Below are 21,935 nucleotides of genomic sequence, written 5' to 3' on the forward strand. Positions count from 1 at the left end.
AGACATGGCACTTATGGGGAGTGGCTGATGCGCCGGACGCACAACGGAATGGCTGCAGAAGACCTACGCGGAGTGGTCTGGCAGAAGAGCCGTCACAGCAATGCCAATGGAACGTGCGTCGAGTTCGCCGCCCTGCCCGACGGCGAGGTCGCCGTACGGAATTCGCGCTTCCCCGAGGGGCCGGCGCTGATATACACACGTGCGGAGATCGAATCGATGATCATCGGCGTGAAAGCCGGTGAATTCGACCACCTGGTCCCGTAATGCGCCGGTTGCGCCGCGACCCGCGTGGAACCGGCGGAACTAACAGGGTCCGCCCGGTGTGAGAAAAAGCGCCCAGACGACCTTTCCCGTGCCGCTCAGCGGGTGCCATCCCCAGTTCTCGCTGAACGAGTCCACCAGATGAAGTCCGCGGCCGGTCTCGGCCACGAAATCAGGGTCCTTGGCGACGGGCGCCACCCCGCTGGGGTCACGCACCGCACACACCACGCGCGAAGTCCAGCGCACCAGGCTCAGCCGTACCGGGGCGCCGGGCGCGCCGATCGGCACCGCGTACCGCAGCGCGTTGGTCACCAGCTCGGACGCGACCAGTTCGACCGAGTCGCGGAGCGTGGACAGATCCCATCGTTGGAGCGTCGCGCGCGTGAAGTGACGTGCCTCACCCACTGACTCCAGGGCGGCGGGCAGCTCACAGGTGGCTCCGTTACCCGAGGCCACGCGCTCAGGCGCGAGCACTCCCTGCCATAACGGCTCCAGCACGGCGACTGCCTCTGCCTTCATACGTGCCCCCGGGGTATCTGCACGTCCACCATGCTCATGGATCAGCACCCTCCGATGCAAGAGCGTCTGCACGTGCATCTGCAAGGAATTGATGCACGTGTCGGTGGAGAGTGACCGAATGGGTACACCGCGCAGTCCGTTAGTGGCAGACTGCTGATGAACCAAGGGCGGAGCGTGACCTATGAGCGCAGGGCAGCCGGGAGGCGGGTCCATCGTGCGACGAATGCTGCTCGGAGCGCAGCTGCGGCGGCTGCGTGAGTCCAAGGGCATCACCCGCGAGCTGGCGGGCTACTCGATCCGGGCCTCCGAGTCGAAGATCAGCCGCATGGAGCTGGGAAGAGTCAGTTTCAAGGAGCGTGACGTCGCCGATCTGCTGACCCTCTACGAGGTCACCGACGACGCCGAGCGGGCGGCCATGCTGGGCCTGGTCCGCGAGGCCAACGCGGCCGGCTGGTGGCACGGGTACGGCGAGGTCATGCCGACGTGGTTCCAGACGTACGTGGGTCTGGAGGAGTCGGCCGCGCTGATCCGCACCTTCGAAGTGCAGTTCGTGCACGGCCTGTTGCAGACCGAGGACTACATAAGATCGGTGATCCGGCTTGGTCACCCCGAGGCAGCCGTGCCCTGGGTGGAAAGACGAGTCGGTCTACGCCTGGAGCGGCAAAAGCTTCTCGTCTCCGAGCAGGCGCCCCACTTCGTCGCCGTCATGGACGAGGGCGCGCTGCGCCGTCCGTTCGGCGGCCGGCAGGTGATGATCGACCAGGTGCGGCACATCCTGGAAGCCGCCGAGCGGCCCAACGTCGACGTCCGCATCCTGCCGTTCGCCACGGGCGGGCACGCTGCGGGCGGCGGCGCCTTCACGCTGCTGAGCTTCCCGGAGTCCGATCTGCCGGACCTGGTCTACCTGGAGCAGCTCACCGGGGCGCTCTACATCGACAAGCCCGACGAAGTGGTCGAGTACCAGAAGGCGATGAACGCGCTGAGTGATGTCGCGCTGACGCCTACCGCTTCCCTGGACTGGCTGAACTCCTTCCAGCGCGAACTGTGAGTCGTGCGCCCGGGGCCGACTTCCACCGGTGACGGTGGGAGTCGGCCCTTCGCATGCGCCCCGCGCCACGGACAATCCCGGGCGGGACCCGACGGTCGCGGACAGCCGCGGACAGCCGCGGACAGCCGCAGACAGTCGTGGACGGTCGCGGATGCGGAGCTTCCGCTCCCGATTCCGTCACCCTCCCCGCATTGACGATTACCGAAATGCGCACCGCGTACAGTGTCTCGCCGGGCAATTCCCCCGAGGTGGAACCGGTGTGACGCGCGTCATACGAGCGGGATGGTTCAAGTGGTAAACGTTGGGGCTTCGTCGTGTGCGTGCGAGCCACCGGACTGAAGGTGTGGGAATGGGCGTTCGTGGGCGCAAGCGAGAACCCAAGCGCAGTCGCAAGCGCTGGATCATCGCGATATCCGTCGCCTTCGTGGTGCTGCTGGCCGGCGGCGCCGGCGCGATCTACCTGAAGCTCAACGCCAACATATCGACGTTCGACTCGGCGGGGCTGAGCAAGAACCGGCCCAAGGCCGGGCCCGCGGACGCCAACGGCCACACCGCCGTCAACGTCCTGCTGATCGGCTCCGACACCCGCTCCGGCGCGAACGGCAAGCTCGGCGGCTCCGCCTCGGGCGACATCGGCCGCTCGGACACCACGATCCTGCTGCACGTCTACCCCGACCACAAACACGCGGTGGGCATCTCCGTACCGCGTGACTCGATGGTCGACATACCCCCGTGCCTGCTGCCCGACGGCAAGTGGTCGCCGGACCAGCCCAGGGCGCAGTTCAACTCGGCGTTCTCGATGGGCGACACGGCCAAGGGCAATCCGGCGTGTACGCAGAACACCATCGAGAAGCTGTCCGGGCTGCGCGTGGACCACACCATGGTGGTCGACTTCGAGGGCTTCGCGTCCATGACCTCCGCCGTGCACGGCGTCGAGGTCTGCGTGCCGAACAAGATCTACCAGGGGGACATGAACCCCAACCGCGGCAGCAAGGGCAAGGTCGTCCTCGACGCGGGCATGCAGAATCTCCAGGGCCAGCGGGCGCTGGACTACGTCCGCGTACGGCACGGGGTCGGCGACAACTCCGACGTCGGCCGCATGCTGCGGCAGCAGGCGTTCCTGTCCGCCCTGATCGCCAAGATCAAGGGGCAGGGCATGAACCCGACGACGCTGCTGCCGCTGGCCGACGCCGCCACCAAGTCGCTCACCGTGGACCCGGGGCTCGGCAGCGCCACCAAGCTGATGTCCTTCGGGCTGTCGCTGAAGAACATCGACCTCAAGAACATCCAGTTCATCACCGCGCCGTGGAAGTACGACGGGCCGCGCATCGACCTCGTCCACCCCGACGTGGACGACCTCTTCGCGGAGCTGCGGGCCAACCGCACGCTGGAAGGCGTCGACGCCTCGGGCAAGCCGAAGTCGACGGCCTCCCCGACACCCGCCGCCACGGTCGACGGCACCGGCGTCTCGGTCGGCGTCTTCAACGGCACCACCGTGGACGGGCTCGGCGGCAAGGCCGCCGACAAGCTCAAGGGCTCCGGCTACACCGTCACCGGGACCTCCACCGCCAAGTCCCAGGACCACGCCACCACCCGTATCGAGTACGGGCCCGCCGACAAGGCGCACGCCACCGAGCTCGCCAAGCTCTTTCCCGGCGCGGAGCTCGCTCCGCTCGACATCTCGGGCATCAATCTCGTCGTCGGCCAGGATTTCGCCTCGGCGGCGAGCAAGCCGAAGCCGTTGCCCACCAATCTCACGCAGCAGGCTCGCGCCGCGGACACCGATCCCTGCAAGAAACTCTCCTACGGCTAGCCCCCGCCGGGCCCCTCCCGGGCAGGGGGGCTCTTTCAGGGGCGCGGCCCCTGGGCGGTTCCTTTGCGCTGGGCGGCACGCCGTGTTTTTTGGGGCGCGGCCCCTGGGCGGTTCTTCTGCCGGGGCGCCGGCCACGTGTTTTTGGGGCGCGGCCCCTGGGCGGTTCCTCTGCCCAGGGCGGCACGCCGATCTTTTCGGGGCGCGGCCCCGGGCGGTTCCTTTGCCGGGGCGGCAGCCCACGTGTTTTTTGGGGCGTGGCCCCTGGGCGGTTCTTCTGCCGGGGCGCCGGCCACGTGTTTTTTGGGGCGTGGCCCCTGGGCGGTTCTTCTGCCGGGGCGCCGGCCACGTGTTTTTCGGGGCGTGGCCCCGGGCGGTTCCTTTGCGCTGGGCGGCAGCCCACGTGTTTTTAGGGGCGTGGCCCCTGGGCGGTTCCTTTGCGCTGGGCGGCACGCCGATTTTTAGGGGCGCGGCCCAGGGCGGTTCATCTGCCGGGGGGGGCAGCCACGTGTTTTTTTGGGGCGCGGCCCCTGGGCGGTTCCTCTGCCCAGGGCGGTACGCCGATCTTTTCGGGGCGCGGCCCTGGGCGGTTCATCTGCCGGGGCGGCAGCCACGTGTTTTTAGGGGCGTGGCCCCGGGCGGTTTCCTTGCGCTGGGCGGCACACCGTGTTTTTAGGGGCGCGGGGAACTGCGCGCTCAGCCACGGCGGTGGTGCGCCGTGAAAACCGGCCCCAGCGGGGCAGATGCGGTTGTGTCCGGGCTGAAAGCCCGGTGGGGGCTGGTCGCGCAGTTCCCCGCGCCCCTAAAAAGATCGGCCTACTGCCCCGGGCAGGTGCGGGGACCGGGGCGGCGCCCCGGAAAAGAGTCGGCCCACCGCCCGGGGCGGGTGCGGGGACCGGGGCAGCGCCCTGAAAAGTTCGGCCCACCGCCCGGGGCGGGTGCGGGTGCGGGGACCGGGGCGGCGCCCCGGGAAAGATCGGCTGGCCGTTCGGGGCGGGTGCGGGTGCGGGGGCCGGGCCCCGGGAAAGATCGGCTCGCCGTCCGGGGCGGGGGTCGGGCCCCGGGAAAGATCGGCTCGCCGTCCGGGGCGGGGGCCGGGCCCCCGGGGGCTAGTCGGCTACGGCGGCTTGGGCCGTGACACGGTTGATGCGGCCACGGACGAGATATTCGCCGGGAACGGCGTTGCGGGCGCCGAATTCGGCCCCCCGGGCGGAGCCCATGTAGCGGGAACCGATCTTGGTGGACCAGTGAAGCAGGGCGGCGGGGTCCTCGACGAGCTCGGCGGTGCACTCGAAGAGGACGTAGGAGTAGGGCGGCTCCTGGTCGTCCACACAGAGCGCGAAGCGGGCGTCGCGGCGCAGGGCCTTGCCCTTGAGGGAGTCGCTGCCGGTGTTGAAGACGACGCGGATATCGGAGGGGTCGGTGTCGTCGAGCAGGAACCAGACGGGCGTGACGTGGGGACCGCCGTCCTTGCGCTGGACGGCGAGCTTCCCCGTGCGGGTACCGGTGGAGGCGAATGCGCGCCATTCGGCCTCGGTCATGTGCTGCATGGGGTCAGATTAGGGCCGGGCGGGGCCGGGGGTCAGGCCGCCCCGCCGTGGGTGTGGGCGGCGGCGCCGCGTACCTCCAGGCCGTCGAGGAGGTCGGCGGTGGCCGCGGCGACGGCGGTAACGGCGGCGTCGAAGACCTCCCGGTTGTGCGCGGCGGGCGCGCGGAAACCGGAGATCTTGCGGACGTACTGGAGCGCCGCCGCTTTGATGTCGTCCTCGTCCGGATCGGGCGTCATCGGCGGTCGGAGGGTCTTGATGCTTCTGCACATGCCTCCAGTGTCGCGCGGGGGTACGACATCGCGACCCGAACTCGGTCGCGGCGGCCTCTTGGCGTGCGGCCGTCGCAGTGCTTCAATGCTCTCCATTGGTTAGGAACCTTTCCTAACTGCACAGCAGGCCCCCGCAGTTGGCCGTTCCTCCGACGGCCGGAAACGGAGACGCACGTGCACCGATCCCCCCACTCGCACCGCTCGAACCGGCGCCCCAGCCGCCGGATAGCCATGATCGCCGCCGTCGGCGTACTGGCGGGCGGCGGCGCCTCGCTGGCCCTGGCCACGGCGGGCAACGCGGCCACCGCGCCCGGCGCGCACGCCGCCGCCGTCGCGCCCAAGGCGGCGGCAGCCGGTCTCGCCGACCCGCACAAGAAGGAAATCGCGATGGAGCTGGTCTCCAGCGCGGAGAACTCCTCGCTGGACTGGAAGGCCCAGTACAAGTACATCGAGGACATCGGCGACGGCCGCGGCTACACCGCGGGCATCATCGGCTTCTGTTCCGGCACCGGCGACATGCTGGACCTGGTCAAGCACTACAACGACCTCAAGCCCGGCAACGTCCTGGCCAAGTACCTCCCCGCACTGGAGAGCGTCAACGGCTCCGACTCGCACTCCGGCCTCGGCTCGGCGTTCGTGAGCGCGTGGAAGACCGCCGCCAAGGACACCGTCTTCCAGACCGCGCAGAACGACGAGCGCGACCGCGTCTACTTCAACCCGTCGGTCAACCAGGCCAAGACGGACGGCCTCGGCACCCTCGGCCAGTTCATCTACTACGACGCCATCGTGATGCACGGCCCCGGCGACGACTCCGTCAGCTTCGGCGGCATCCGCAAGACCGCCATGAAGAAGGCCAAGACCCCGGCCCAGGGCGGCAACGAGACCACGTACCTCAACGCCTTCCTCGACGCCCGCAAGGCCGCGATGAAGACCGAGGACGCCCACGACGACACCAGCCGCGTCGACACCGAGCAGCGCGTCTTCCTCAACGCGGGCAACCTCAACCTGGACCCGCCGCTGAAGTGGAAGACGTACGGTGACTCGTACCAGATCCTGACGCTTCCGTAGCGCCCGACGCTTCCCGCCCCCGGCCCGCCGACCCTTGTGTCGGCGGGCCGGGTACGCTCCCGGGGTCGGATGCAGAGATCGGATGTATCGAAGGAGCCGCCGCCCATGCTGCGCTACGGACTGACCCACCCCGCGATCCTCGCCGCGCTCGCCGCCGCGGGCCACGGCTCCCGCGTCCTGATCAGCGACGGCCACTATCCGCACACCACGGGCGCCAACCCGGCCGCCGAGCGCGTCTACCTCAACCTCAGCCCCGACCGGCTGCTGGTCACCGAGGTGCTGGAAGCCCTGGTCGACGCGATCCCGATCGAGGCGGCGGCCGTCATGACCCCGCCGCCTGACGCTGACGACACGTCCGGGACGTCCGACACTTCCGACCTTTCCGAGCCGGAGATCTTCGCCGAGTTCCGTACCGCCCTCCCCGGCCTCACCCTCGACGGTCTCGACCGCTTCGCCTTCTACGACGCGGCCCGCGGCCCCGACACCGCCCTCGTGGTGGCCACCGGCGACCGGCGTACGTACGCCAATCTGCTGCTCACGATCGGGGTGCGGTCGGAGGACCGCTGAGCGGCGGACGGCCGTCGCCCCCTGCCGGACCGGCCGGGCGGCGGCTTACGCTGGTGCCCACACGCTGTACACGCTCGACACGGGGGTTTGCGTCCGCATGAACTGGATCTGGTGGGTGATCGCCCTCTTCGCGGTCGGCGGTTTCACCTCGATCGCCGACACCGTCCGCACCGCGCTGCGCACCCGGCACGAGCGCACGATGGAGCGCCTTGAGGCGGACCGCAAGGAGCGCCGTGAGTTGGAGGCGGCGGGGCGCGGCCCCGAGCCGGTCTGCGGCTGCACCCACCACCTGGCCAAGCACGACAAGTCGGGCCGCTGCCACGAGACCGTCGAGGTCCCCACGGCCTGGGACGCGGACAAGAAGCCCACGCACTACGAGCCGGGCACGTGCAACTGCCAGCAGTACGTGGGCCCGCAGCCGCTCACCACGCTCTACGCCCAGGAGATCACCGACCTCTGACGACGCGTCAGTGCGGCTCCCGCGCGGCGGTCGGCAGCGCGCGGGCCAGGGCGCGGGCGGTGCGCGCGGCGCGGGACTCCGCGCGGGCGACGGCGTCCGGCGCCGGGCCGAGCAGGCCCTCCGCGAGGAAGAGGACCAGGCCGTGGGCGGCCGAGGAGACGTCCAGTATCAACTCCACCGCGCGGTCGCCCGAGGTGAGGCGGCGGGCCGTCGGGAGCACGGCGGTCAGCACCTGGTCGCCCGCCGAAGCCAGGCTCGGATAGCGGGACTTGTCGAGTCCCGCGCTGAACGTGATGTCGAACAGGGCCCGTTCCTCCACCGCGAACCGGACGTACGCGGCGGCGAAGTCCGCCAACTGCTCGACCGGGTCCGCGGATTGACGGACGGCGGCCGAGAACCGGCGGTGCTGCTCGCGGTACCCGCGCTCGGCCAGCGCCGCCAGCAGCGCGTCCCGGTCGGCGAAGTGCTTGTACGGCGCCGCGGCGCTGACCCCCGCCCGCCTGCTGGCCTCCGCGAGCGTGAAGCCGTGCGGCCCGCGCTCGGCGACGAGGCCGAGGGCGGCCCGCTCCAGGGCGTTGCGGAGGTCGCCGTGGTGCTGTCCACTGCGGCGGGCCGGTGCGGTGCGCTTGACGGGAGGCGTCATATCCGCAGGTTAACACCCGTCACCACAAGGTGAATCGCCGTAACCTCAGGCGTTCGCGACCGGCGAGGGGCGCACCATGAACACGTCGACCGCGTCCTCCGTCTCCAGGACGAAGCCCCATCGTTCGTAGAGCCGCCGGGCGGCGCTGCCCTGGAGGACGTTCAGCCGTACGTCCTCGCCGCGCGCGTCGGCGCGGCCCAGCAGTTCCCGCAGCACGGCGGAGCCCAACCCCCGCCCCTGGTAACGGGGTTCCAGATAGAAGTGTTCGAGCAGAGCGCCGCCGGTCTCGGCGGGCCGCAGCGTCACGCACCCGGCGAAGTCCCCCGCGACGGTGACGACCGAGGTGTACCGCGTCGAGAACGAGTCCCGCAGCCGCTGCCGCACCCGGTGCCCGTCGTACCGCCCGAGCCGTTCCAGATCCGCCCGCATCACGACGGCCCGCAGCTCGGCTATGGGCTCCACGTCCCCCACGACGGCCGCGCGCAGCGTCCACCGCAGGTCAGCGCTCTGTACCGCCCCATTCGTCCGCATCCCCCAAGTATCCGCGAGCGCCCGCGGCGCCCCGCCCCGGCCCCCCTCGCGCCACCGCCCCGGCAGCAGGCCGCAGGGGAGTCGTCCGCGCCGCCTGCCATGAGGCGTACGGACGCGGGTCAGGTGCCGGGGGTCCCGGCGGGGCTGAGCGCCTGCGTGCCGACGACGCCGAGCAGGGTGAGGCGTTCGGCGTCCTCGGTGCCGGGCTCGGCGGTGTAGACCATGATCCGCAGATCGCTTCCGGCGACGCTGAGGATGTCGCAGTCCAGGGTCAGCGGGCCGACCACCGGGTGGTCGATCGTCTTGCGGGAGGCGTCGTGCCGGGTGACCTCGCCGGAGTCCCACAGCTCGGCGAAGCGCGGGCTGCGGGCGCGCAGCTCGGCGACCAGACGGCGCAGGCGCTGGTCGGCGGGGTAGCGGTTGGCGGTGGCGCGCAACTGGGCGACCTGGGAGATCTCCAGCAGCCGCAGCGACTCGGGCGTGTGGCGGACCCGGGAGCCGGAGCCGAGGAAATTGCGCCAGATCGCGTTGCGGTCGTTGCCGTGCTGCTGCCCCATCAGGGCCACGTACAGGGGGTTGGCCAGCAGCAGCGTCCACGCGGCGTCGCTGACGGCGACCGGCGTCCCGGTCAGCCGGTCGAGCATGCGCTGCACGCTCGGCGTGATGTACGCGGGGACGGTGCCCTGCCCCGGCGGTACGAGTCCGGCGACGTGGAAGAGGTGCTCGCGCTCGGCGGTGGTCAGCCGCAGTGCGCGGCCGAGCGCTTCGACGACCTGCTCGGAGGGGTTGGCCGCGCGGCCCTGTTCGAGCCGGGTGACGTAGTCGACGGAGATCCCGGCGAGCAGGGCCAGCTCCTCGCGGCGCAGCCCGGCCGCGCGCCGGTGGCCGCCGGCGGGCAGCCCGGCCGCCTCGGGGGAGACCCGGTCGCGCCAGCGCCGTACCGTGTGCCCGAACTCCGTGGTCGCCATGGTTCCACTGTGCACCGTGCGGCCCGCGCCGTCCTGGTACCGGCAGTCCCAGGAAGACTGGGCCACTGGCTGCCCCGGCGGGCCTGCCGCACCGTGGACGTATGACAACGACACTGATCACCGGAGCGAACAAGGGTCTCGGCTTCGAGACCGCCCGCCGCCTGCTGGCCGCGGGGCACACCGTCTACGTGGGCAGCCGGGACGCCGACCGCGGGCGGGAGGCCGTCGAGCGGCTGGGCGCGGGCGCGCGGGCGGTCCGGCTCGACGTCACCGACGAGGCGTCCGTCGAGGCCGCGGCCGAGGCGATCGCGGCGGACGGCGGCCTCGACGTCCTGGTCAACAACGCGGGCATCGAGAGCAGGACCGCCGACAACGGCGTCGTCGGCGCCGCCGACCTGACCGCCGACGTCATGCGGGAGACGTTCGAGACGAACGTCTTCGGCCTGGTGCGCGTCACCCACGCGTTCCTGCCGCTGCTGCGCCGCTCGGCCGCGCCGGTCGTGGTCAACCTCAGCAGCGGCCTGGCCTCGCTGTCCCGGCTCAGCGCCCCCGGCACCCCCGCCTACGCGTATCCGGGCGTCGCGTACCCGGCGTCGAAGACCACCGTGAACATGATCACCGTGCAGTACGCGAAGGCGTTCCCCGAGATGCGGATCAACGCCGTCGAGCCCGGTTTCACCAAGACCGATCTGAACGGGAACACCGGGGTCCAGACGGTCGAGCAGGGCGCCGAGATCATCGTCCGGATGGCGCAGGTGCCGGCCGACGGTCCGACCGGCGGGTACTTCGACGCCGAGGGGCCGCTGCCCTGGTAGCCGCCGCCCCTGCCGGGGCGGCCCCGACGACCCCTGTACGCCGGGGCCGCGGGTGCCACCCCCCCTGGGTCTCAGCCGAACATGCCCGGCTCGTAGTCCCCCGCGGGCTGCTGAATGATCACGTTCAGCCGGTTGAAGGCGTTGATCAGGGCGATGCCCGTGACGAGGGCGGCCAGCTCCTCCTCGTTGTAGTGCTTGGCGGCGTTCGCCCACACCTCGTCCGCGACGCCCCCGGCCGCGTCGGCGATACGGGTGCCCTGCTCGGCCAGCTCCAGGGCCGCGCGCTCGGCGTCGGTGAAGACCTTGGCCTCGCGCCAGGCGGCCACCAGATTGAGCCGCTGCTGCGTCTCCCCGGCCGCCGCCGCGTCCTTGGTGTGCATGTCGGTGCAGAATCCGCAGCCGTTGATCTGGCTGGCGCGCAGCCGTACCAGTTCCTGGGTCGCGAGCGGCACCGTCGAGTCCGCCAGCACTTTGCCGGCCGCGGTGAGGTGCCGCAGCGACTTCGCGGCGAGCGGGCTCTCGAAAAGGTTCAGACGGGCTTCCATGGCGTACTACTCCTCGCGCTCGTGCGTTTCCGCGCCGCCGCCGCCCTTCCACGACGTCCCCGGCGCACGCACCTCCCTGACGCCCTGCCCCACCCCGATGTGACCGCCCCGCGAAGTGACCCCCGTCTCCCCTCCGGGGGCCCGGGGCCGCGCGGGACGGCGGTCATGTCGCTGAGGGGGAAGCGGCCGGGCGGGTGGGGAGGAGGGGTTTGCAGGTGGTGTAGGCCTTGGCCGTCTTCGGGTCGGAGGTGTTGAGGTCGCCGAAGCCGAAGCCGCCGCGGCGGGTGTTGGGGGAGCCGGAGGCGTTGGGGGAGGGGGTGGGGAGGGTGACGCCGTGGTCCTTGAGGCAGCTCGTGAACGCCTGGAAGGCGGAGCTGTCGCCACCGCCGGGGCCGCCGCCGCGCTGGCCGTTGAACTGGGGGCGCAGCGAGGCGCATGCCTCCATGGCCTTCTGGGTGGCCGGGTCGGCGGACTCGCCGCCGAAACCGCCGAAGCCGCCTGAGCCCCCGCCGAATCCGCCGCTCGGACGGCCCGAGGGGCGGCCGGAGGGGCGGCCGGACGCGCGGTCGGAGGGGCGTCCGGAGAAGGACGGCAGCTTCACGCCGTGCTGGGAGAGGCAGTCGCGGTAGGCCGCCATGTCCTGCGCGCCGCCGGAGGCGCCCTTGGCGGAGGACGACGGCGAGGACGACGCCTTCGCGTCGGCGGACGCCGAGCCCGAGGAGCCCGACGACGAGCAGGCGGTGAGCAGCAGCGCGCCCGAGGCGAGGACGGCGACGCACGCGCCCGCCCGGAGCGCGGAGCGGCGCGCGGACTGCCGGGTGGTGGTCAGGGTCATGACCGTGGTCTCCTCGGATGCGGGGGCGGGGGGCGCCGCTCACCCACGCGCACGCGCGGGACACGAGCACCCATGAGTGGCGGCGCATGAGTGAACCGCCGCGAGTTAGGCACAGCCGGGGCGCGAGCTGTGAGTTCCCGGGGAGCCAGGGCGCGGGAATCGGCCGTCGCGACCCGTACGGGCCCGCCGTACGGTCCGGTTGGACGTAAAGCGACCGCTTCGTGCCGTGGCGGGGCGGCCTCGCGTGCGGCGCCGTTCCCAGGAAACTCCCAGCCTTCTCCCAGGCCATCAAAGGCGTCGGCGGCCAGGATGCGCGCCATGAAGGTGCTCCCACGGCGGCGCAGGGCCGTCCTGATCAACTCGGTGCTCGGCGTGGTGGTCCTCGCGGGCGCAGGCGGCGCCTACGCGGCGGTCAACAACGGCGACAGCGGCACCGCCCGCAGTACGGGCGCGCGCGTGGTGACCGTGTCCAAGGGCACGGTGCTGGCGACGGTGTCCGGCTCCGGCACGCTCGCCTCGCCCAGTGACGCCGGTGTGGACTTCACCACGGGCGGCACGCTCACCGAGGTCGACGTGAAGCCGGGTGACAAGGTCACCAAGGGCCAGGTGCTGGCGAAGGTCGATCCGACCGACGCCAAGGAGACGTTGCAGCAGGACCAGGCGACGCTGACGGCGGCGCAGGCCAACCTCACCAAGGTCGAGGCGGGCGAGCTGGTCACCTCCACCACGGGCTCCGGCAGCGGCTCCAACACCGGCTCCGGCAGCGGCGGCTCGCGGGACGCCGCCCCGACGCCCACGCCGTCCCCCACCTACACCGTCGACCCGGCCCAACTGGCCCAGGCGCAGGCCCAGTTGACCCAGGCGCAGAACGCCGTGGATGCCGACCAGCGCGCGGTGGACGGCACCACGCTCAGGGCCCCGGTGTCCGGCACGGTCGCCTCGGTCTCGGCCGGCAAGGGCCAGACGGTGTCGGGCACCGGCGGCAGCGGCTCGGGCGGCCAGGGCTCGAACTCCAGCAGCTCCAACTCCACGTCGAGCAGCAGCGGTTCCAGCACCCCGTCCGGCTTCGTCGTCCTGACCAACCCCACCGGCATGCAGGTGACGGCGAACTTCTCCGAGGCCGACTCGCTGAAGGTCAAGGCGGGCCAGCCCGCCACCGTCACCCTCAACGCGCAGTCGAGCACGGTGCTCAACGCCAAGGTGCTGTCGGTCAGTTCGCTCCCGGTGAGCAGCGGAAGCGGCAGCGGCGGCGGGAGCAGCAGCGCCGTGCAGTACGCGGCCACGCTCGCCATCACCAGCCCCACCGCGGATCTGCGGACCGGCCTGAGCGCCAGCATCCAGGTGATCACCGGCTCGGCGTCCGGCGCGCTGAACGTGCCGACCGCCGCGGTCTCCGGCACCGGCGCCAACCGTACGGTCACGGTGGTCAACTCCGACGGCAGCACGACCCGTACGTCCGTGACCGTCGGCGTCGAGGGCGACACCGCCGACCAGATCACCAGCGGCCTGAAGGAGGGCCAGCAGGTGCAGATCGCCACGGTCGCGTCCTCCGGCAACGGCGGCTTCCCGAGCGGCGCCTTCCCCGGCGGCCTCGGCGGCGGCGCGAACCGGATCGGCGGCGGGGGCGGCGGCTTCCGTACCGGCGGTGGCGGCGGTACCGCCGGTGGCCGCGGATGAGGCCCGCCCTGCGGCAGCGCCTCGGCGGCCTGCGGCCCGGCGCCCGTACCGGTGACGCCGAAGAGAGTCCGCGCGCCGAAGAGACCTCGGGCGTCGAGGACATCTCGGGCCGCGAGGAGACCGCGGGTGCCGGAGAGGACGACGACAGCCCCTGGGGCCGTCCCCCGGTCATCGAGGTGCGGTCGCTGCTGAAGACGTACGGGCACGGCGACGCCGCCGTGCGCGCGCTCGGCGGTGAACCCGACCCCGTCACCGGCGTCTCGCCCGGCGTGAATCTGCTGGTCGAACAGGGCGACATGGTGGCCGTGATGGGCAGTTCCGGGTCCGGCAAATCGACCCTGATGAACATCCTCGGCTGCCTCGACATCCCCACCGAGGGCCGCTATCTGCTCGACGGCATCGACGTCGGCGGCCTGGACGAGCACCAGCTCTCGCTCGTCCGCAACCGCAAGATCGGCTTCGTCTTCCAGTCGTTCAACCTCGTGCCGCGCACCCCCGCGCTCGCGCAGGTCGAACTCCCCCTGGCCTACGCGGGCGTGCGGTCCGCCGAGCGCAGGAGGCGCGCGCTGGCGGCGCTCGCGCTGGTCGGCCTCGCCGACCGGGTCGACCACCGGCCGAACGAACTCTCCGGCGGCCAGCAGCAACGCGTCGCCGTGGCAAGGGCGTTGGTCACCGCACCGGCCATGCTGCTCGCCGACGAGCCGACCGGAAACCTGGACAGCCACAGCACCGAGGAAGTGCTCGCCATCGTCGACCGGCTCAACGCCTCCGGGCGCACCGTCGTACTGATCACGCACGAGGACGAGGTCGCCCGGCACGCCAAGCGGGTGATCACGCTGGTCGACGGCCAGGTGGTCGAGGACCGGCGCCAGGCACCGGCCGACGGCCCGCCGCCCGCGCTGCGCGACCCGGCGTCCTTCGCCGCGCACCACCCGCAGGACCCGGTAACCGGCGGCCGGCGTCAGGCCCTCACCGGAAGCCGCCACGGCAACGGCGGCAACGGCGATACGGGCAACGGCAATACGGGCAACGCCGTTGCGGGCAACGGCAATACGGGCAACGGCATCGGAAGCGGGGGCACCGCGTGAACCCCTTCGAGACCCTCCGCTTCGCCTTCGGCGGCCTCGCCGCCAACAAGGTCCGCTCCGGACTGACCATGCTCGGCGTCCTGATCGGCGTCGCCGCCGTCATCATCCTGCTGGCGGTCGGCAACGGCTCCTCGCAGTCCGTCAAGGACTCCATCGAGAAGCTGGGCACCAACTCGCTGACCATCTCCTCCGGCGCCGGATTCGGCGGCGGTTCGTCCTCGTCGGCGACCACCGTCAAGCCGCTGACCGTGGACGACGCGCGGGCGCTCGCCGACCCGGCGGCCGCGCCCAGCATCGAGTCCGTCGCCCCCGAGGTGACCACGTCCTCGCAGACCGCGTTGTACGAGGGCACCTCGCACGACGTCGCGCAGGTCGTCGGCACCTACCCCGCGTACTTCAAGGCGTCCAACAGCAAGGTCGCCAAGGGCGACTACTTCAGCGCCGACGACGTCCTCAACTCCCGCAAGGTGGCGGTGATCGGCTCGACCACGGCCACCGACCTGTTCGGCGCGGCCGACCCGGTCGGCAAGAAGGTGGTGCTCGGCGGGACGCCGTTCACGGTCGTCGGCGTGCTGGAGACCAAGGGCGGCACCGGCTTCCAGGACCCGGACGACATCCTGGTCGCGCCGCTGCCGACCGTGCAGAACGCCTTCACCGGCTTCGGCTCGGTCAACCAGATCCTCGTGGAGGCCACGTCGGCCGACGCGACGACCCCGGCGCAGAACGAGATCACCACGATCCTGATGGGCACGCACGGCATCAAGGACGCCAACGCGCTGGACTTCCGGGTCAGCAGCCAGCAGTCGCTGCTCAGCACCCAGTCCGACACCAACAGGACGTTCACGGTGCTGCTCGGCGCGGTCGCGGCGATCTCGCTGCTGGTCGGCGGGATCGGCATCACCAACATCATGCTGGTGACGGTCACCGAGCGGACCCGCGAGATCGGCATCCGCAAGGCGATCGGCGCGCCCAAGGGCGTCATCCTCGGGCAGTTCCTCGCCGAGTCGACCCTGTTGTCGCTGGTCGGCGGCGGGCTCGGGGTGGTGGCGGGACTGATCGGCTCGCGCTTCACGATCGTCGGCATCAAACCGGTGATCATCCCGGAGTCGGTGTGGGGCGCCTTCGCCATCGCGGTCGCCATCGGCCTGTTCTTCGGCAGCTACCCCGCCAACCGGGCCGCCGCCCTGCGCCCGATCGAGGCCCTGCGCCATGAGTAGGCCGTCCACCACCACACCGCACGACGTACGAGGGACGAGGGAGAACCGGACATGGCGCGACGCCGCACCGAACTAGTGAAGGCCGACGCCGACACGGAGCTGCTGCCGCTCACCGACACGTTCGGCGAGGTGGAGATCGTCGAGCGGCCCGGCGAGGCGGTGCTCACCGAACGGCCGGAGGACGTCCTGTCCGAGCCGCCGGACGCCCGTGACATCGCGGCCGAGCTGGCCGCCCCGCCGCGCCGCAAACTGCCCTGGCTGACGCTGCTGCTGTCCGCGAGCGTCGTCGCCGCGGCGGCCTTCGCGGGCGGCGCGCTGGTGGAGAAGAACCACCTCAACGGCCGCTCGTCCGGCGGCGGTTCGGCCGCGGCCCGCGACTTCGCCTCGGCCTTCGCGGGCGCCAACGGCCGTACGGGCACGGGCACGACGGGTACGGGCTCCGGTACGGCTCCGGGAGGTACCGGCGGCACGGGAGGCGCCGGCGGCACCGGCTCCGGCGTCACCGTCGGCACCGTCAAGCTGGTCGACGGCGACACCATCTACGTCACCGACGCCCAGGGCAGCATCGTGAAGGTCACCACCGGCGGCTCCACGAAGGTCACCGTCACCAAGGACGGCAAGACCTCGGACCTCCAGCCCGGCCAGAGCGTGACCGTACGCGGCAGCGCGAACTCCTCCGGCGACATCGCCGCCACGACCGTCACCGAGGGCGCGGCCACCGCGGGCGGCTTCGGCGGCGGCTTCGGCGGCCGTGGCGGCGCCGGAGGCGCGGGCGGCGGTACGGGTACAGGCGGCGGTACGGGCAACTGACCCCGCCTCCACAGGACGGGAGCGTACGGTGCGAAACCGCACCGTACGACGGGGGCCAGGAGGACTCCATGGACACGACGCCCGAGGCCAGCCTGCTGGTCGTCGACGACGAGCCCAACATCAGGGAACTGCTCTCCGCGTCCCTGCGCTTCGTCGGCTTCAAGGTGGTCTCCGCCGCGTCGGGCGCCGACGCGCTGGCCGCCGTCGCCCGTGAGCGCCCCGACCTGGTCGTTCTCGACGTGATGCTGCCCGACATGACCGGTTTCGCGGTCGTCCGGCACCTGCGCGAGGAGTCGGGGCCGCACGCGCGCCCCGGCAGCGGCGTCGCCGACCGGCTCCCCGTGCTGTTCCTGACCGCCAAGGACGGCGTGGACGACAAGATCAGCGGCCTGACGGCGGGCGGCGACGACTACGTCACCAAGCCGTTCAGCCTGGAGGAGCTGATCGCCCGTATCCGCGCGATCCTGCGCCGTACCGGCGGCCCCACCGACGAGGGGCGGCTGGTCGCGGGCGACCTGGAGCTGGACCCGGTCGGCCACCAGGTGCTGCGCGCCGGCCGCCCGGTCTCCCTCTCACCCACCGAGTTCAAGCTGCTCGCCTACCTCATGGCCAACGCCGACCGCGTCGTGTCGAAGCTCCAGATCCTCGACCACGTGTGGGCGTACGACTTCGGCGGCGACCTCAGCATCGTCGAGTCGTACATCTCGTACGTGCGCCGCAAGGTCGACTCCGGCGCCGACGGCACGGTCAAGCTGATCCATACGGTGCGCGGCGTCGGTTACGTGCTGCGCCGACCGCAGGGCTGACGCCGTGCCCACCGTGCGGTCCCTCAGCTCCCTCCGCTCGTTCCGGCTCTCCGCGCTCTCGCTGCGCTCCCGGCTGGTGCTGCTCTGTCTCGTCCTCGTCCTGCTCGGCCTCGCCGTCAGCGACACCGTCGTCCTCGGCGCGGTCCGCGGCCAGCAGGTGCGGCGCGTCGACCAGCAGCTCCAGCGGTACGGCGAACCGCTCGCGCGGCGGCTCGGCACCGACGGGGTGCCCGCGCCGCGCTACGTACGGCCGGGGCCCGGTGCGCCGCGGCCGTGGCTGCCCAGCCAGTTCGTGGTGGCCTTCGCCGCGGCCGACGGGCGGGTCTCCGACCAGTTCCGGCTGCCGGTCTCGGCCGGGGACCCGCGCCCGCTGTGGCCGACGATGGACGCGGCGTCGCTGCGCGAGCGGCTGGGCAAGCCGTTCGATGTCGCCAGCGACCACGGCGGCGGGCGGTGGCGGGTGCTGATCGAACCGGTCGCCGCGGGCACCGCCGCCCCCTCCGCCGACCTGCCCGCGGGCGTGGTGGTCGCCGCGTCCCTGGACGAGGTGTCGTCCACGGCCTCCCACCTGCGCACCGCGTTCCTGCTGATCGGCGCGGTGGTCGCGGCGCTGCTCGGGGTGGCGGGCTGGTTCGCGGTACGGGCCGGGCTGCGGCCGCTGCGGCAGATCGAGGCCACCGCCGCCGAGATAGCCGCCGGGCGCCCGCTGTCGCACCGTATGCCCGCCGCGTCCCCGCGCACCGAGGCCGGGCGGCTGTCCACCGCGCTCAACGGGATGCTCGCGCAGATCGAGTCGGCCTTCGCGGCGCGCGCGGAGTCCGAGAAGCAGATGCGCCGGTTCGTCGCCGACGCCAGCCACGAACTGCGCACCCCGCTGGCCGGCATCCGGGGCTTCGCGGAGCTGTACCGGATGGGCGCGCTGCCCGACGAGGCCGACGTGCAGCGGACGATGACGCGGATCGAGAGCGAGGCCGTACGGCTCGGCGGCCTGGTCGAGGATCTGCTGACGCTGGTGCGGATGGACGAGCAGCGGCCCGTCCAGCTCGCCCCGATGGACCTGCGCACCCTGGCCGTGGACGCCCTGCACGACACGACCGCCCTCGATCCGTCCCGGCCGGTCTCCCTCACCGGGCCGGGCGGGTCCTCCTCCGGCTCCGGTCCCGGTCCCGCACCCGTGCTCGGTGACGAGGCCCGGCTGCGGCAGGTCGTCGCCAATCTCGTCGGCAACGCCGTCGCCCATACGCCTCCCGGCACGCCCGTCCGGATCGGCGTCGGCACCGTCGGCGGACACGGGGTCCTCGAAGTCGCCGACGCCGGGCCCGGGCTCGGCCCCGACCAGGCCGCCCGGGTCTTCGAACGCTTCTACCGCGTGGACGCCTCCCGCAGCCGGGGCGCCGGGGGCGGCGCCGGTCTCGGGCTCTCCATCTGTGCCGCGTTCGCTGCCGCTCACGGTGGGTACATCGAGCTCGACACGGCTCCCGGCCAAGGCGCCCTCTTCCGCCTCCGCCTCCCCTCCGCTTCCCCTCCTTAGGGGCCCGGCCCCTGCGCGTCCGCCCCGCGCAGGACGTGCCCCGTCAGGGGCGCGGGGAACTGCGCGGCCAGCCCCCACCGGCGGGTGGTCCGGGGACAGCCGATCTGCCCCGCCGGGGCGGGGGGTGACGTGCGGGAGCGTCGTGGTTGAGCGCGCCCGCGCGGCGGCGGCCGCAGATCAAACACAGTCCCGCGCCCCTTAAAGATCGGCTCGCCGCCCGGACGAAAGGCGGTGGCCCCGTCAGGGGCGCGGGGAACTGCGCGGGCAACCCCCCACCGGCGGGTGGTCCGGGGACAGCCGATCTGCCCCGCTGGGGCGGGGGGTGACGTGCGGGAGCGTCGTGGTTGAGCGCGCCCGCGCGGCGGCGGCCGGGCATCGGGTGCAGACCGGGGCCGCTACAGGGCACGTCCTGGTGAGGGTGGCTACCAGGCGAAGGCTTCGGGGGAAGGGCCGGGGCCGGGGAAGATGGCGTCGAGGGCGGCGAGAAGGTCGACGGAGAGGTGGAGATCGAGGGCGCGGAGGGCGCCGTCGAGGTGGGCGGGGGTGCGGGGCCCGATGATGGGCCCGGTCACGGCGGGCCGGGTGAGGAGCCAGGCGAGGGCGACCTCCCCGGGGTCGAGCTCGTGCTCGGCGAGCAGATCCTCGTACCGCTGAACCTGGTCGCGGACGACCGGATCGGCCAGGCCCCGCGCCGAGCGCCCGGCGTGGGTGCGGGAGCCGCCCCCCTCACGGGACTTGCGGACGGCGCCGCCCAACAGCCCCTGGTGCAGCGGGGACCAGGGCACGACACCGAGCCCGTACGCCTCGGCGGCCGGGAGGACGTCCATCTCGGCGGTGCGCTCGAAGAGGTTGTACAGGCACTGCTCGCTGACGAGCCCGAGCGAACCGCGCCGCGCCGCCGCCTCGTTGGCCTGCGCGATGTGCCAGCCGGCGAAGTTGCTGGAGGCGGCGTAGAGGATCTTGCCCTGCTGGATCAGGACGTCGATCGCCTGCCAGATCTCGTCCCAGGGCGTGGCCCGGTCGATGTGGTGGAACTGGTAGACGTCGATGTGGTCGGTGCCCAGCCGCTTCAGGCTGGCCTCCACCTCGCGGCGGATGTTGAGGGCGCTCAGCCGCTGGTGGTTCGGCCAGGGCTCCTCCTGCCAGGCGTTGCCCTGCGTCATGTTCCCGTACAGCTTGGTGGCCAGCACCACCTTGTCGCGGCGGTCGCCGCCCTGGGCGAACCAGCTTCCGAGGATCTCCTCGGTGCGGCCCTTGCGCTCGTCCACGCCGTAGATGTTCGCCGTGTCGAAGAAGTTGATGCCCGCGTCCAGCGCGGTGTCCATGATCGCGTGGCTGCCGGGCTCGTCGGTCTGCCCGCCGAAGTTCATGGTGCCGAGGACGAGGCGGCTGACTTTGAGGCCGGTGCGGCCGAGCTGGGTGTACTTCATGGCTCCACAGCCAACACCTTGGAGTGCGCTCTATCGCAAGGGGCGGGTCTCAGTGGTGGACGAGCCTCGGCCGGTCCGGCGGGACGTTCTCGTCGACCGGGCCCGTACGGGCGTCGGGGCCGGTGTCCGGTTCCGCGTGGCCCGCGCCGTCGGTGGCCGTGTCCCCGGCCACGCGGTCGAAGAAGCGCAGGATCTCGACCGGGAACGGCATCACGAGGGTGCTGTTCTTCTCGGCGGAGACGTCCACCACGGTTTGCAGCAGCCGCAGTTGGAGGGCGCCCGGGGTGTTGGCCATCGTGGCGGCCGCGTCGGTCAGGCGCTGCGACGCCTGGAATTCGCCCTCGGCCGCGATGACACGGGCCCGCCGTTCACGTTCGGCCTCCGCCTGCTTGGACATCGACCGCATCATCGACTCCGGCAGCGCGATGTCCTTGATCTCCACGCGCTCGATCCGCAGGCCCCAGGGCTCCTCGGTGGGCTCGTCCATCACCGTCTTCAGCTCGGCGTTGACGTGGTCGCGGTCGGACAGCAGCGTGTCGAGGTCGGCGCGGCCGATGACCGACCGGAGCGAGGTCTGCGCGATCTGGGAGACGGCGCTGGGGTAGTCGTGCACGTTGACCAGGGCCTTGACCGGGTCCAGGACCCGGAAGTAGACGACGGCGTCGACGGTCACGGTCACGTTGTCGCCGGTGATGGCGCCCTGCGCCGGGACGCCGAGCACCTCGGTCTGGATGGAGACCTTGCGCATCCGGTCGACGATCGGGCGGATCGTCCGCAGGCCCGGCTGCCGCAGGTTCGGCAGCAGACGTCCGAAGCGGAAGACGACGCCCCGCTCGTACTGCTGCACATCGTGCAGGCTCATCGCGAGCAGGATCAGTCCGATCAGGACGACCACCACCAGCACAGTGATCAGAACAACCATCGATCTCACGACCTTCCGGCGTGGCCGAAGACAGGCGCGCGCCGCACAGGCACGTGCCGCACCGCCACGCTCACCTGCACTTTCAGCCTACTCCGGCAGCCGCTTCCGGGGGCTGTCACCGGTCGCGGCCGACTTCTCAGCCGACTGTCGGCCGGCTCCTCAACGAGCTTCCGGGCCAGGAAGTGAACCGGGCGGTCAGGCCGCCCACGGCGGTACCGGGTCGTGCAGGTGCCGCGCCCGCTCGACGAACTCCATCAGCGCCACGCGCTGCCCCGGGCTCAGCTCGCCCGCGAGCCCCGACTCGCGGATCTGTGCCCGCACCAGCAGGTAGTGGCTGTCGAACATCCCCATGCCCGGCAGCGCCCGCAGCAGCGCCTCCACCCGGATGCCCGCCGCGTCCTCGTCGCGCGCCGCCGCCCTGCGCAGCACCCGCGCCAGCCCCACCATCCCCTCCGCCGCCACCTCGCTCAGCACCAGGGCCCTGCGGTGACTGACCTCCCAATCCTCAGGGTCCGTGGCCCCATGGTGACGCGATCCCATGATCGTCATGGCCACCACCTCGCTC

24 protein-coding genes are annotated in these 21,935 nt (G+C 72.0%); 13 read left to right on the forward strand and 11 right to left on the reverse strand.

All coding sequences use genetic code 11. The annotated features are described in order from the left end of the window. Positions 1-27 precede the first annotated feature (27 nt). Positions 28-264, forward strand: coding sequence for a DUF397 domain-containing protein (locus ACFZBB_RS14885; RefSeq protein WP_355339633.1), 237 nt, complete (start codon positions 28-30; stop codon positions 262-264). 39 nt (positions 265-303) lie between these two features. Here ACFZBB_RS14885 and ACFZBB_RS14890 read toward each other — a convergent pair whose 3' ends face one another. After that, entirely contained in the window at positions 304-780 is a 477-nt protein-coding gene (locus ACFZBB_RS14890; RefSeq protein WP_355339636.1) for an ATP-binding protein, read from the reverse strand. A 181-nt stretch (positions 781-961) separates the two neighbouring features. On the opposite strand from ACFZBB_RS14890, the gene ACFZBB_RS14895 reads away from it, so the two are divergent. Both ACFZBB_RS14895 and ACFZBB_RS14900 read left to right on the forward strand, forming a co-directional pair. Next, positions 962-1,828 carry a Scr1 family TA system antitoxin-like transcriptional regulator gene (locus ACFZBB_RS14895; protein ID WP_391121722.1) on the forward strand — a complete coding sequence of 289 codons (867 nt, stop codon included), beginning with the start codon at positions 962-964 and terminating at the stop codon, positions 1,826-1,828. Positions 1,829-2,177: 349 nt separating this feature from the next. After that, on the forward strand, positions 2,178-3,641 hold the full coding sequence (locus ACFZBB_RS14900) for an LCP family protein (protein ID WP_391121725.1): 1,464 nt from the start codon (positions 2,178-2,180) through the stop codon (positions 3,639-3,641). Between the two features lie 1,106 nt (positions 3,642-4,747). On the opposite strand, the gene ACFZBB_RS14905 is transcribed toward ACFZBB_RS14900, so the two are convergent. After that, positions 4,748-5,188 carry a PPOX class F420-dependent oxidoreductase gene (locus ACFZBB_RS14905; RefSeq protein ID WP_355339645.1) on the reverse strand — a complete coding sequence of 147 codons (441 nt, stop codon included), beginning with the start codon at positions 5,186-5,188 and terminating at the stop codon, positions 4,748-4,750. Between the two features lie 32 nt (positions 5,189-5,220). Further along, positions 5,221-5,457, reverse strand: a complete 237-nt coding sequence (locus tag ACFZBB_RS14910) for a DUF2277 family protein (RefSeq protein WP_391121728.1) — start codon at positions 5,455-5,457, stop codon at positions 5,221-5,223. A 231-nt stretch (positions 5,458-5,688) separates the two neighbouring features. Between ACFZBB_RS14910 and ACFZBB_RS14915 the strand changes: the two genes are divergently transcribed. The 3 genes from ACFZBB_RS14915 to ACFZBB_RS14925 all read left to right on the forward strand — a co-directional run bounded on the left by ACFZBB_RS14915 (position 5,689) and on the right by ACFZBB_RS14925 (position 7,552). Beyond that, positions 5,689-6,525, forward strand: coding sequence for a chitosanase (locus ACFZBB_RS14915; protein WP_355340133.1), 837 nt, complete (start codon positions 5,689-5,691; stop codon positions 6,523-6,525). 105 nt (positions 6,526-6,630) lie between these two features. Then, a complete protein-coding gene (locus ACFZBB_RS14920; protein ID WP_391121731.1) occupies positions 6,631-7,092 on the forward strand; it encodes an RbsD/FucU domain-containing protein in 462 nt (153 codons plus the stop codon). 97 nt (positions 7,093-7,189) lie between these two features. Then, positions 7,190-7,552 (forward strand): hypothetical protein, encoded by a 363-nt coding sequence (locus ACFZBB_RS14925; protein WP_391121734.1) that lies wholly within the window; start codon positions 7,190-7,192, stop codon positions 7,550-7,552. Positions 7,553-7,559: 7 nt separating this feature from the next. Here the strand turns inward: ACFZBB_RS14925 and ACFZBB_RS14930 are convergent, their stop codons facing one another. From ACFZBB_RS14930 to ACFZBB_RS14940, 3 genes are all read right to left on the reverse strand, one after another. Continuing rightward, a complete protein-coding gene (locus ACFZBB_RS14930) occupies positions 7,560-8,195 on the reverse strand; it encodes a TetR family transcriptional regulator (protein WP_391121737.1) in 636 nt (211 codons plus the stop codon). A 45-nt stretch (positions 8,196-8,240) separates the two neighbouring features. Beyond that, on the reverse strand, positions 8,241-8,726 hold the full coding sequence (locus ACFZBB_RS14935) for a GNAT family N-acetyltransferase (RefSeq protein WP_391121741.1): 486 nt from the start codon (positions 8,724-8,726) through the stop codon (positions 8,241-8,243). A gap of 119 nt (positions 8,727-8,845) precedes the next feature. After that, the gene (locus tag ACFZBB_RS14940; RefSeq protein ID WP_391121744.1) at positions 8,846-9,694 is read right to left on the reverse strand and encodes a helix-turn-helix domain-containing protein; all 849 of its coding nucleotides are present in this window, start codon (positions 9,692-9,694) and stop codon (positions 8,846-8,848) included. A 101-nt stretch (positions 9,695-9,795) separates the two neighbouring features. Between ACFZBB_RS14940 and ACFZBB_RS14945 the strand changes: the two genes are divergently transcribed. Then, positions 9,796-10,509: an SDR family NAD(P)-dependent oxidoreductase gene (locus ACFZBB_RS14945; protein ID WP_391121747.1), complete on the forward strand. Its 714-nt coding sequence runs from the start codon at positions 9,796-9,798 to the stop codon at positions 10,507-10,509. 71 nt (positions 10,510-10,580) lie between these two features. On the opposite strand, the gene ACFZBB_RS14950 is transcribed toward ACFZBB_RS14945, so the two are convergent. Further along, entirely contained in the window at positions 10,581-11,054 is a 474-nt protein-coding gene (locus tag ACFZBB_RS14950; protein ID WP_355339668.1) for a carboxymuconolactone decarboxylase family protein, read from the reverse strand. A gap of 163 nt (positions 11,055-11,217) precedes the next feature. After that, positions 11,218-11,889 carry a hypothetical protein gene (locus ACFZBB_RS14955; protein ID WP_391121750.1) on the reverse strand — a complete coding sequence of 224 codons (672 nt, stop codon included), beginning with the start codon at positions 11,887-11,889 and terminating at the stop codon, positions 11,218-11,220. Positions 11,890-12,207: 318 nt separating this feature from the next. Between ACFZBB_RS14955 and ACFZBB_RS14960 the strand changes: the two genes are divergently transcribed. The 6 genes from ACFZBB_RS14960 to ACFZBB_RS14985 all read left to right on the forward strand — a co-directional run bounded on the left by ACFZBB_RS14960 (position 12,208) and on the right by ACFZBB_RS14985 (position 19,018). Then, positions 12,208-13,566, forward strand: coding sequence for an HlyD family efflux transporter periplasmic adaptor subunit (locus ACFZBB_RS14960; protein WP_391121753.1), 1,359 nt, complete (start codon positions 12,208-12,210; stop codon positions 13,564-13,566). Beyond that, positions 13,563-14,654, forward strand: a complete 1,092-nt coding sequence (locus tag ACFZBB_RS14965) for an ATP-binding cassette domain-containing protein (protein WP_391121756.1) — start codon at positions 13,563-13,565, stop codon at positions 14,652-14,654. Before ACFZBB_RS14960 ends, ACFZBB_RS14965 begins: the two co-directional genes overlap by 4 nt. Continuing rightward, the gene (locus ACFZBB_RS14970) at positions 14,651-15,871 is read left to right on the forward strand and encodes an ABC transporter permease (protein ID WP_391121759.1); all 1,221 of its coding nucleotides are present in this window, start codon (positions 14,651-14,653) and stop codon (positions 15,869-15,871) included. Before ACFZBB_RS14965 ends, ACFZBB_RS14970 begins: the two co-directional genes overlap by 4 nt. 51 nt (positions 15,872-15,922) lie before the next feature. Then, positions 15,923-16,681, forward strand: coding sequence for a hypothetical protein (locus tag ACFZBB_RS14975; protein WP_391121762.1), 759 nt, complete (start codon positions 15,923-15,925; stop codon positions 16,679-16,681). A 68-nt stretch (positions 16,682-16,749) separates the two neighbouring features. Next, the gene (locus tag ACFZBB_RS14980) at positions 16,750-17,487 is read left to right on the forward strand and encodes a response regulator (RefSeq protein WP_391121765.1); all 738 of its coding nucleotides are present in this window, start codon (positions 16,750-16,752) and stop codon (positions 17,485-17,487) included. A gap of 4 nt (positions 17,488-17,491) precedes the next feature. Further along, the gene (locus ACFZBB_RS14985) at positions 17,492-19,018 is read left to right on the forward strand and encodes an ATP-binding protein (protein ID WP_391121768.1); all 1,527 of its coding nucleotides are present in this window, start codon (positions 17,492-17,494) and stop codon (positions 19,016-19,018) included. A 422-nt stretch (positions 19,019-19,440) separates the two neighbouring features. Here ACFZBB_RS14985 and ACFZBB_RS14990 read toward each other — a convergent pair whose 3' ends face one another. The 3 genes from ACFZBB_RS14990 to ACFZBB_RS15000 all read right to left on the reverse strand — a co-directional run bounded on the left by ACFZBB_RS14990 (position 19,441) and on the right by ACFZBB_RS15000 (position 21,919). Then, positions 19,441-20,448: an aldo/keto reductase gene (locus ACFZBB_RS14990; RefSeq protein ID WP_391121771.1), complete on the reverse strand. Its 1,008-nt coding sequence runs from the start codon at positions 20,446-20,448 to the stop codon at positions 19,441-19,443. Between the two features lie 49 nt (positions 20,449-20,497). Next, positions 20,498-21,370 (reverse strand): SPFH domain-containing protein, encoded by an 873-nt coding sequence (locus ACFZBB_RS14995; protein WP_391121774.1) that lies wholly within the window; start codon positions 21,368-21,370, stop codon positions 20,498-20,500. A gap of 195 nt (positions 21,371-21,565) precedes the next feature. After that, positions 21,566-21,919: a hypothetical protein gene (locus ACFZBB_RS15000; RefSeq protein WP_391121777.1), complete on the reverse strand. Its 354-nt coding sequence runs from the start codon at positions 21,917-21,919 to the stop codon at positions 21,566-21,568. Positions 21,920-21,935: the final 16 nt, after the last annotated feature.

Source organism: Streptomyces sp. NPDC008139 (assembly GCF_042957025.1).
Classification (GTDB): domain Bacteria; phylum Actinomycetota; class Actinomycetes; order Streptomycetales; family Streptomycetaceae; genus Actinacidiphila.

Coding starts and splice junctions, on each gene's coding strand:
- ACFZBB_RS14995 (WP_391121774.1), bottom strand. CDS start 21,370: ATGGTTGTTCTGATCACTGTGCTGGTGGTGGTCGTCCTGATCGGACTG.
- ACFZBB_RS14895 (WP_391121722.1), top strand. CDS start 962: ATGAGCGCAGGGCAGCCGGGAGGCGGGTCCATCGTGCGACGAATGCTG.
- ACFZBB_RS14955 (WP_391121750.1), bottom strand. CDS start 11,889: ATGACCCTGACCACCACCCGGCAGTCCGCGCGCCGCTCCGCGCTCCGG.
- ACFZBB_RS14930 (WP_391121737.1), bottom strand. CDS start 8,195: ATGACGCCTCCCGTCAAGCGCACCGCACCGGCCCGCCGCAGTGGACAG.
- ACFZBB_RS14945 (WP_391121747.1), top strand. CDS start 9,796: ATGACAACGACACTGATCACCGGAGCGAACAAGGGTCTCGGCTTCGAG.
- ACFZBB_RS14950 (WP_355339668.1), bottom strand. CDS start 11,054: ATGGAAGCCCGTCTGAACCTTTTCGAGAGCCCGCTCGCCGCGAAGTCG.
- ACFZBB_RS14935 (WP_391121741.1), bottom strand. CDS start 8,726: ATGCGGACGAATGGGGCGGTACAGAGCGCTGACCTGCGGTGGACGCTG.
- ACFZBB_RS14975 (WP_391121762.1), top strand. CDS start 15,923: ATGGCGCGACGCCGCACCGAACTAGTGAAGGCCGACGCCGACACGGAG.
- ACFZBB_RS14920 (WP_391121731.1), top strand. CDS start 6,631: ATGCTGCGCTACGGACTGACCCACCCCGCGATCCTCGCCGCGCTCGCC.
- ACFZBB_RS14885 (WP_355339633.1), top strand. CDS start 28: ATGCGCCGGACGCACAACGGAATGGCTGCAGAAGACCTACGCGGAGTG.
- ACFZBB_RS14960 (WP_391121753.1), top strand. CDS start 12,208: ATGAAGGTGCTCCCACGGCGGCGCAGGGCCGTCCTGATCAACTCGGTG.
- ACFZBB_RS14925 (WP_391121734.1), top strand. CDS start 7,190: ATGAACTGGATCTGGTGGGTGATCGCCCTCTTCGCGGTCGGCGGTTTC.
- ACFZBB_RS14940 (WP_391121744.1), bottom strand. CDS start 9,694: ATGGCGACCACGGAGTTCGGGCACACGGTACGGCGCTGGCGCGACCGG.
- ACFZBB_RS15000 (WP_391121777.1), bottom strand. CDS start 21,919: ATGACGATCATGGGATCGCGTCACCATGGGGCCACGGACCCTGAGGAT.
- ACFZBB_RS14890 (WP_355339636.1), bottom strand. CDS start 780: ATGAAGGCAGAGGCAGTCGCCGTGCTGGAGCCGTTATGGCAGGGAGTG.
- ACFZBB_RS14910 (WP_391121728.1), bottom strand. CDS start 5,457: ATGTGCAGAAGCATCAAGACCCTCCGACCGCCGATGACGCCCGATCCG.
- ACFZBB_RS14900 (WP_391121725.1), top strand. CDS start 2,178: ATGGGCGTTCGTGGGCGCAAGCGAGAACCCAAGCGCAGTCGCAAGCGC.
- ACFZBB_RS14905 (WP_355339645.1), bottom strand. CDS start 5,188: ATGCAGCACATGACCGAGGCCGAATGGCGCGCATTCGCCTCCACCGGT.
- ACFZBB_RS14965 (WP_391121756.1), top strand. CDS start 13,563: ATGAGGCCCGCCCTGCGGCAGCGCCTCGGCGGCCTGCGGCCCGGCGCC.
- ACFZBB_RS14990 (WP_391121771.1), bottom strand. CDS start 20,448: ATGAAGTACACCCAGCTCGGCCGCACCGGCCTCAAAGTCAGCCGCCTC.
- ACFZBB_RS14915 (WP_355340133.1), top strand. CDS start 5,689: ATGATCGCCGCCGTCGGCGTACTGGCGGGCGGCGGCGCCTCGCTGGCC.
- ACFZBB_RS14980 (WP_391121765.1), top strand. CDS start 16,750: ATGGACACGACGCCCGAGGCCAGCCTGCTGGTCGTCGACGACGAGCCC.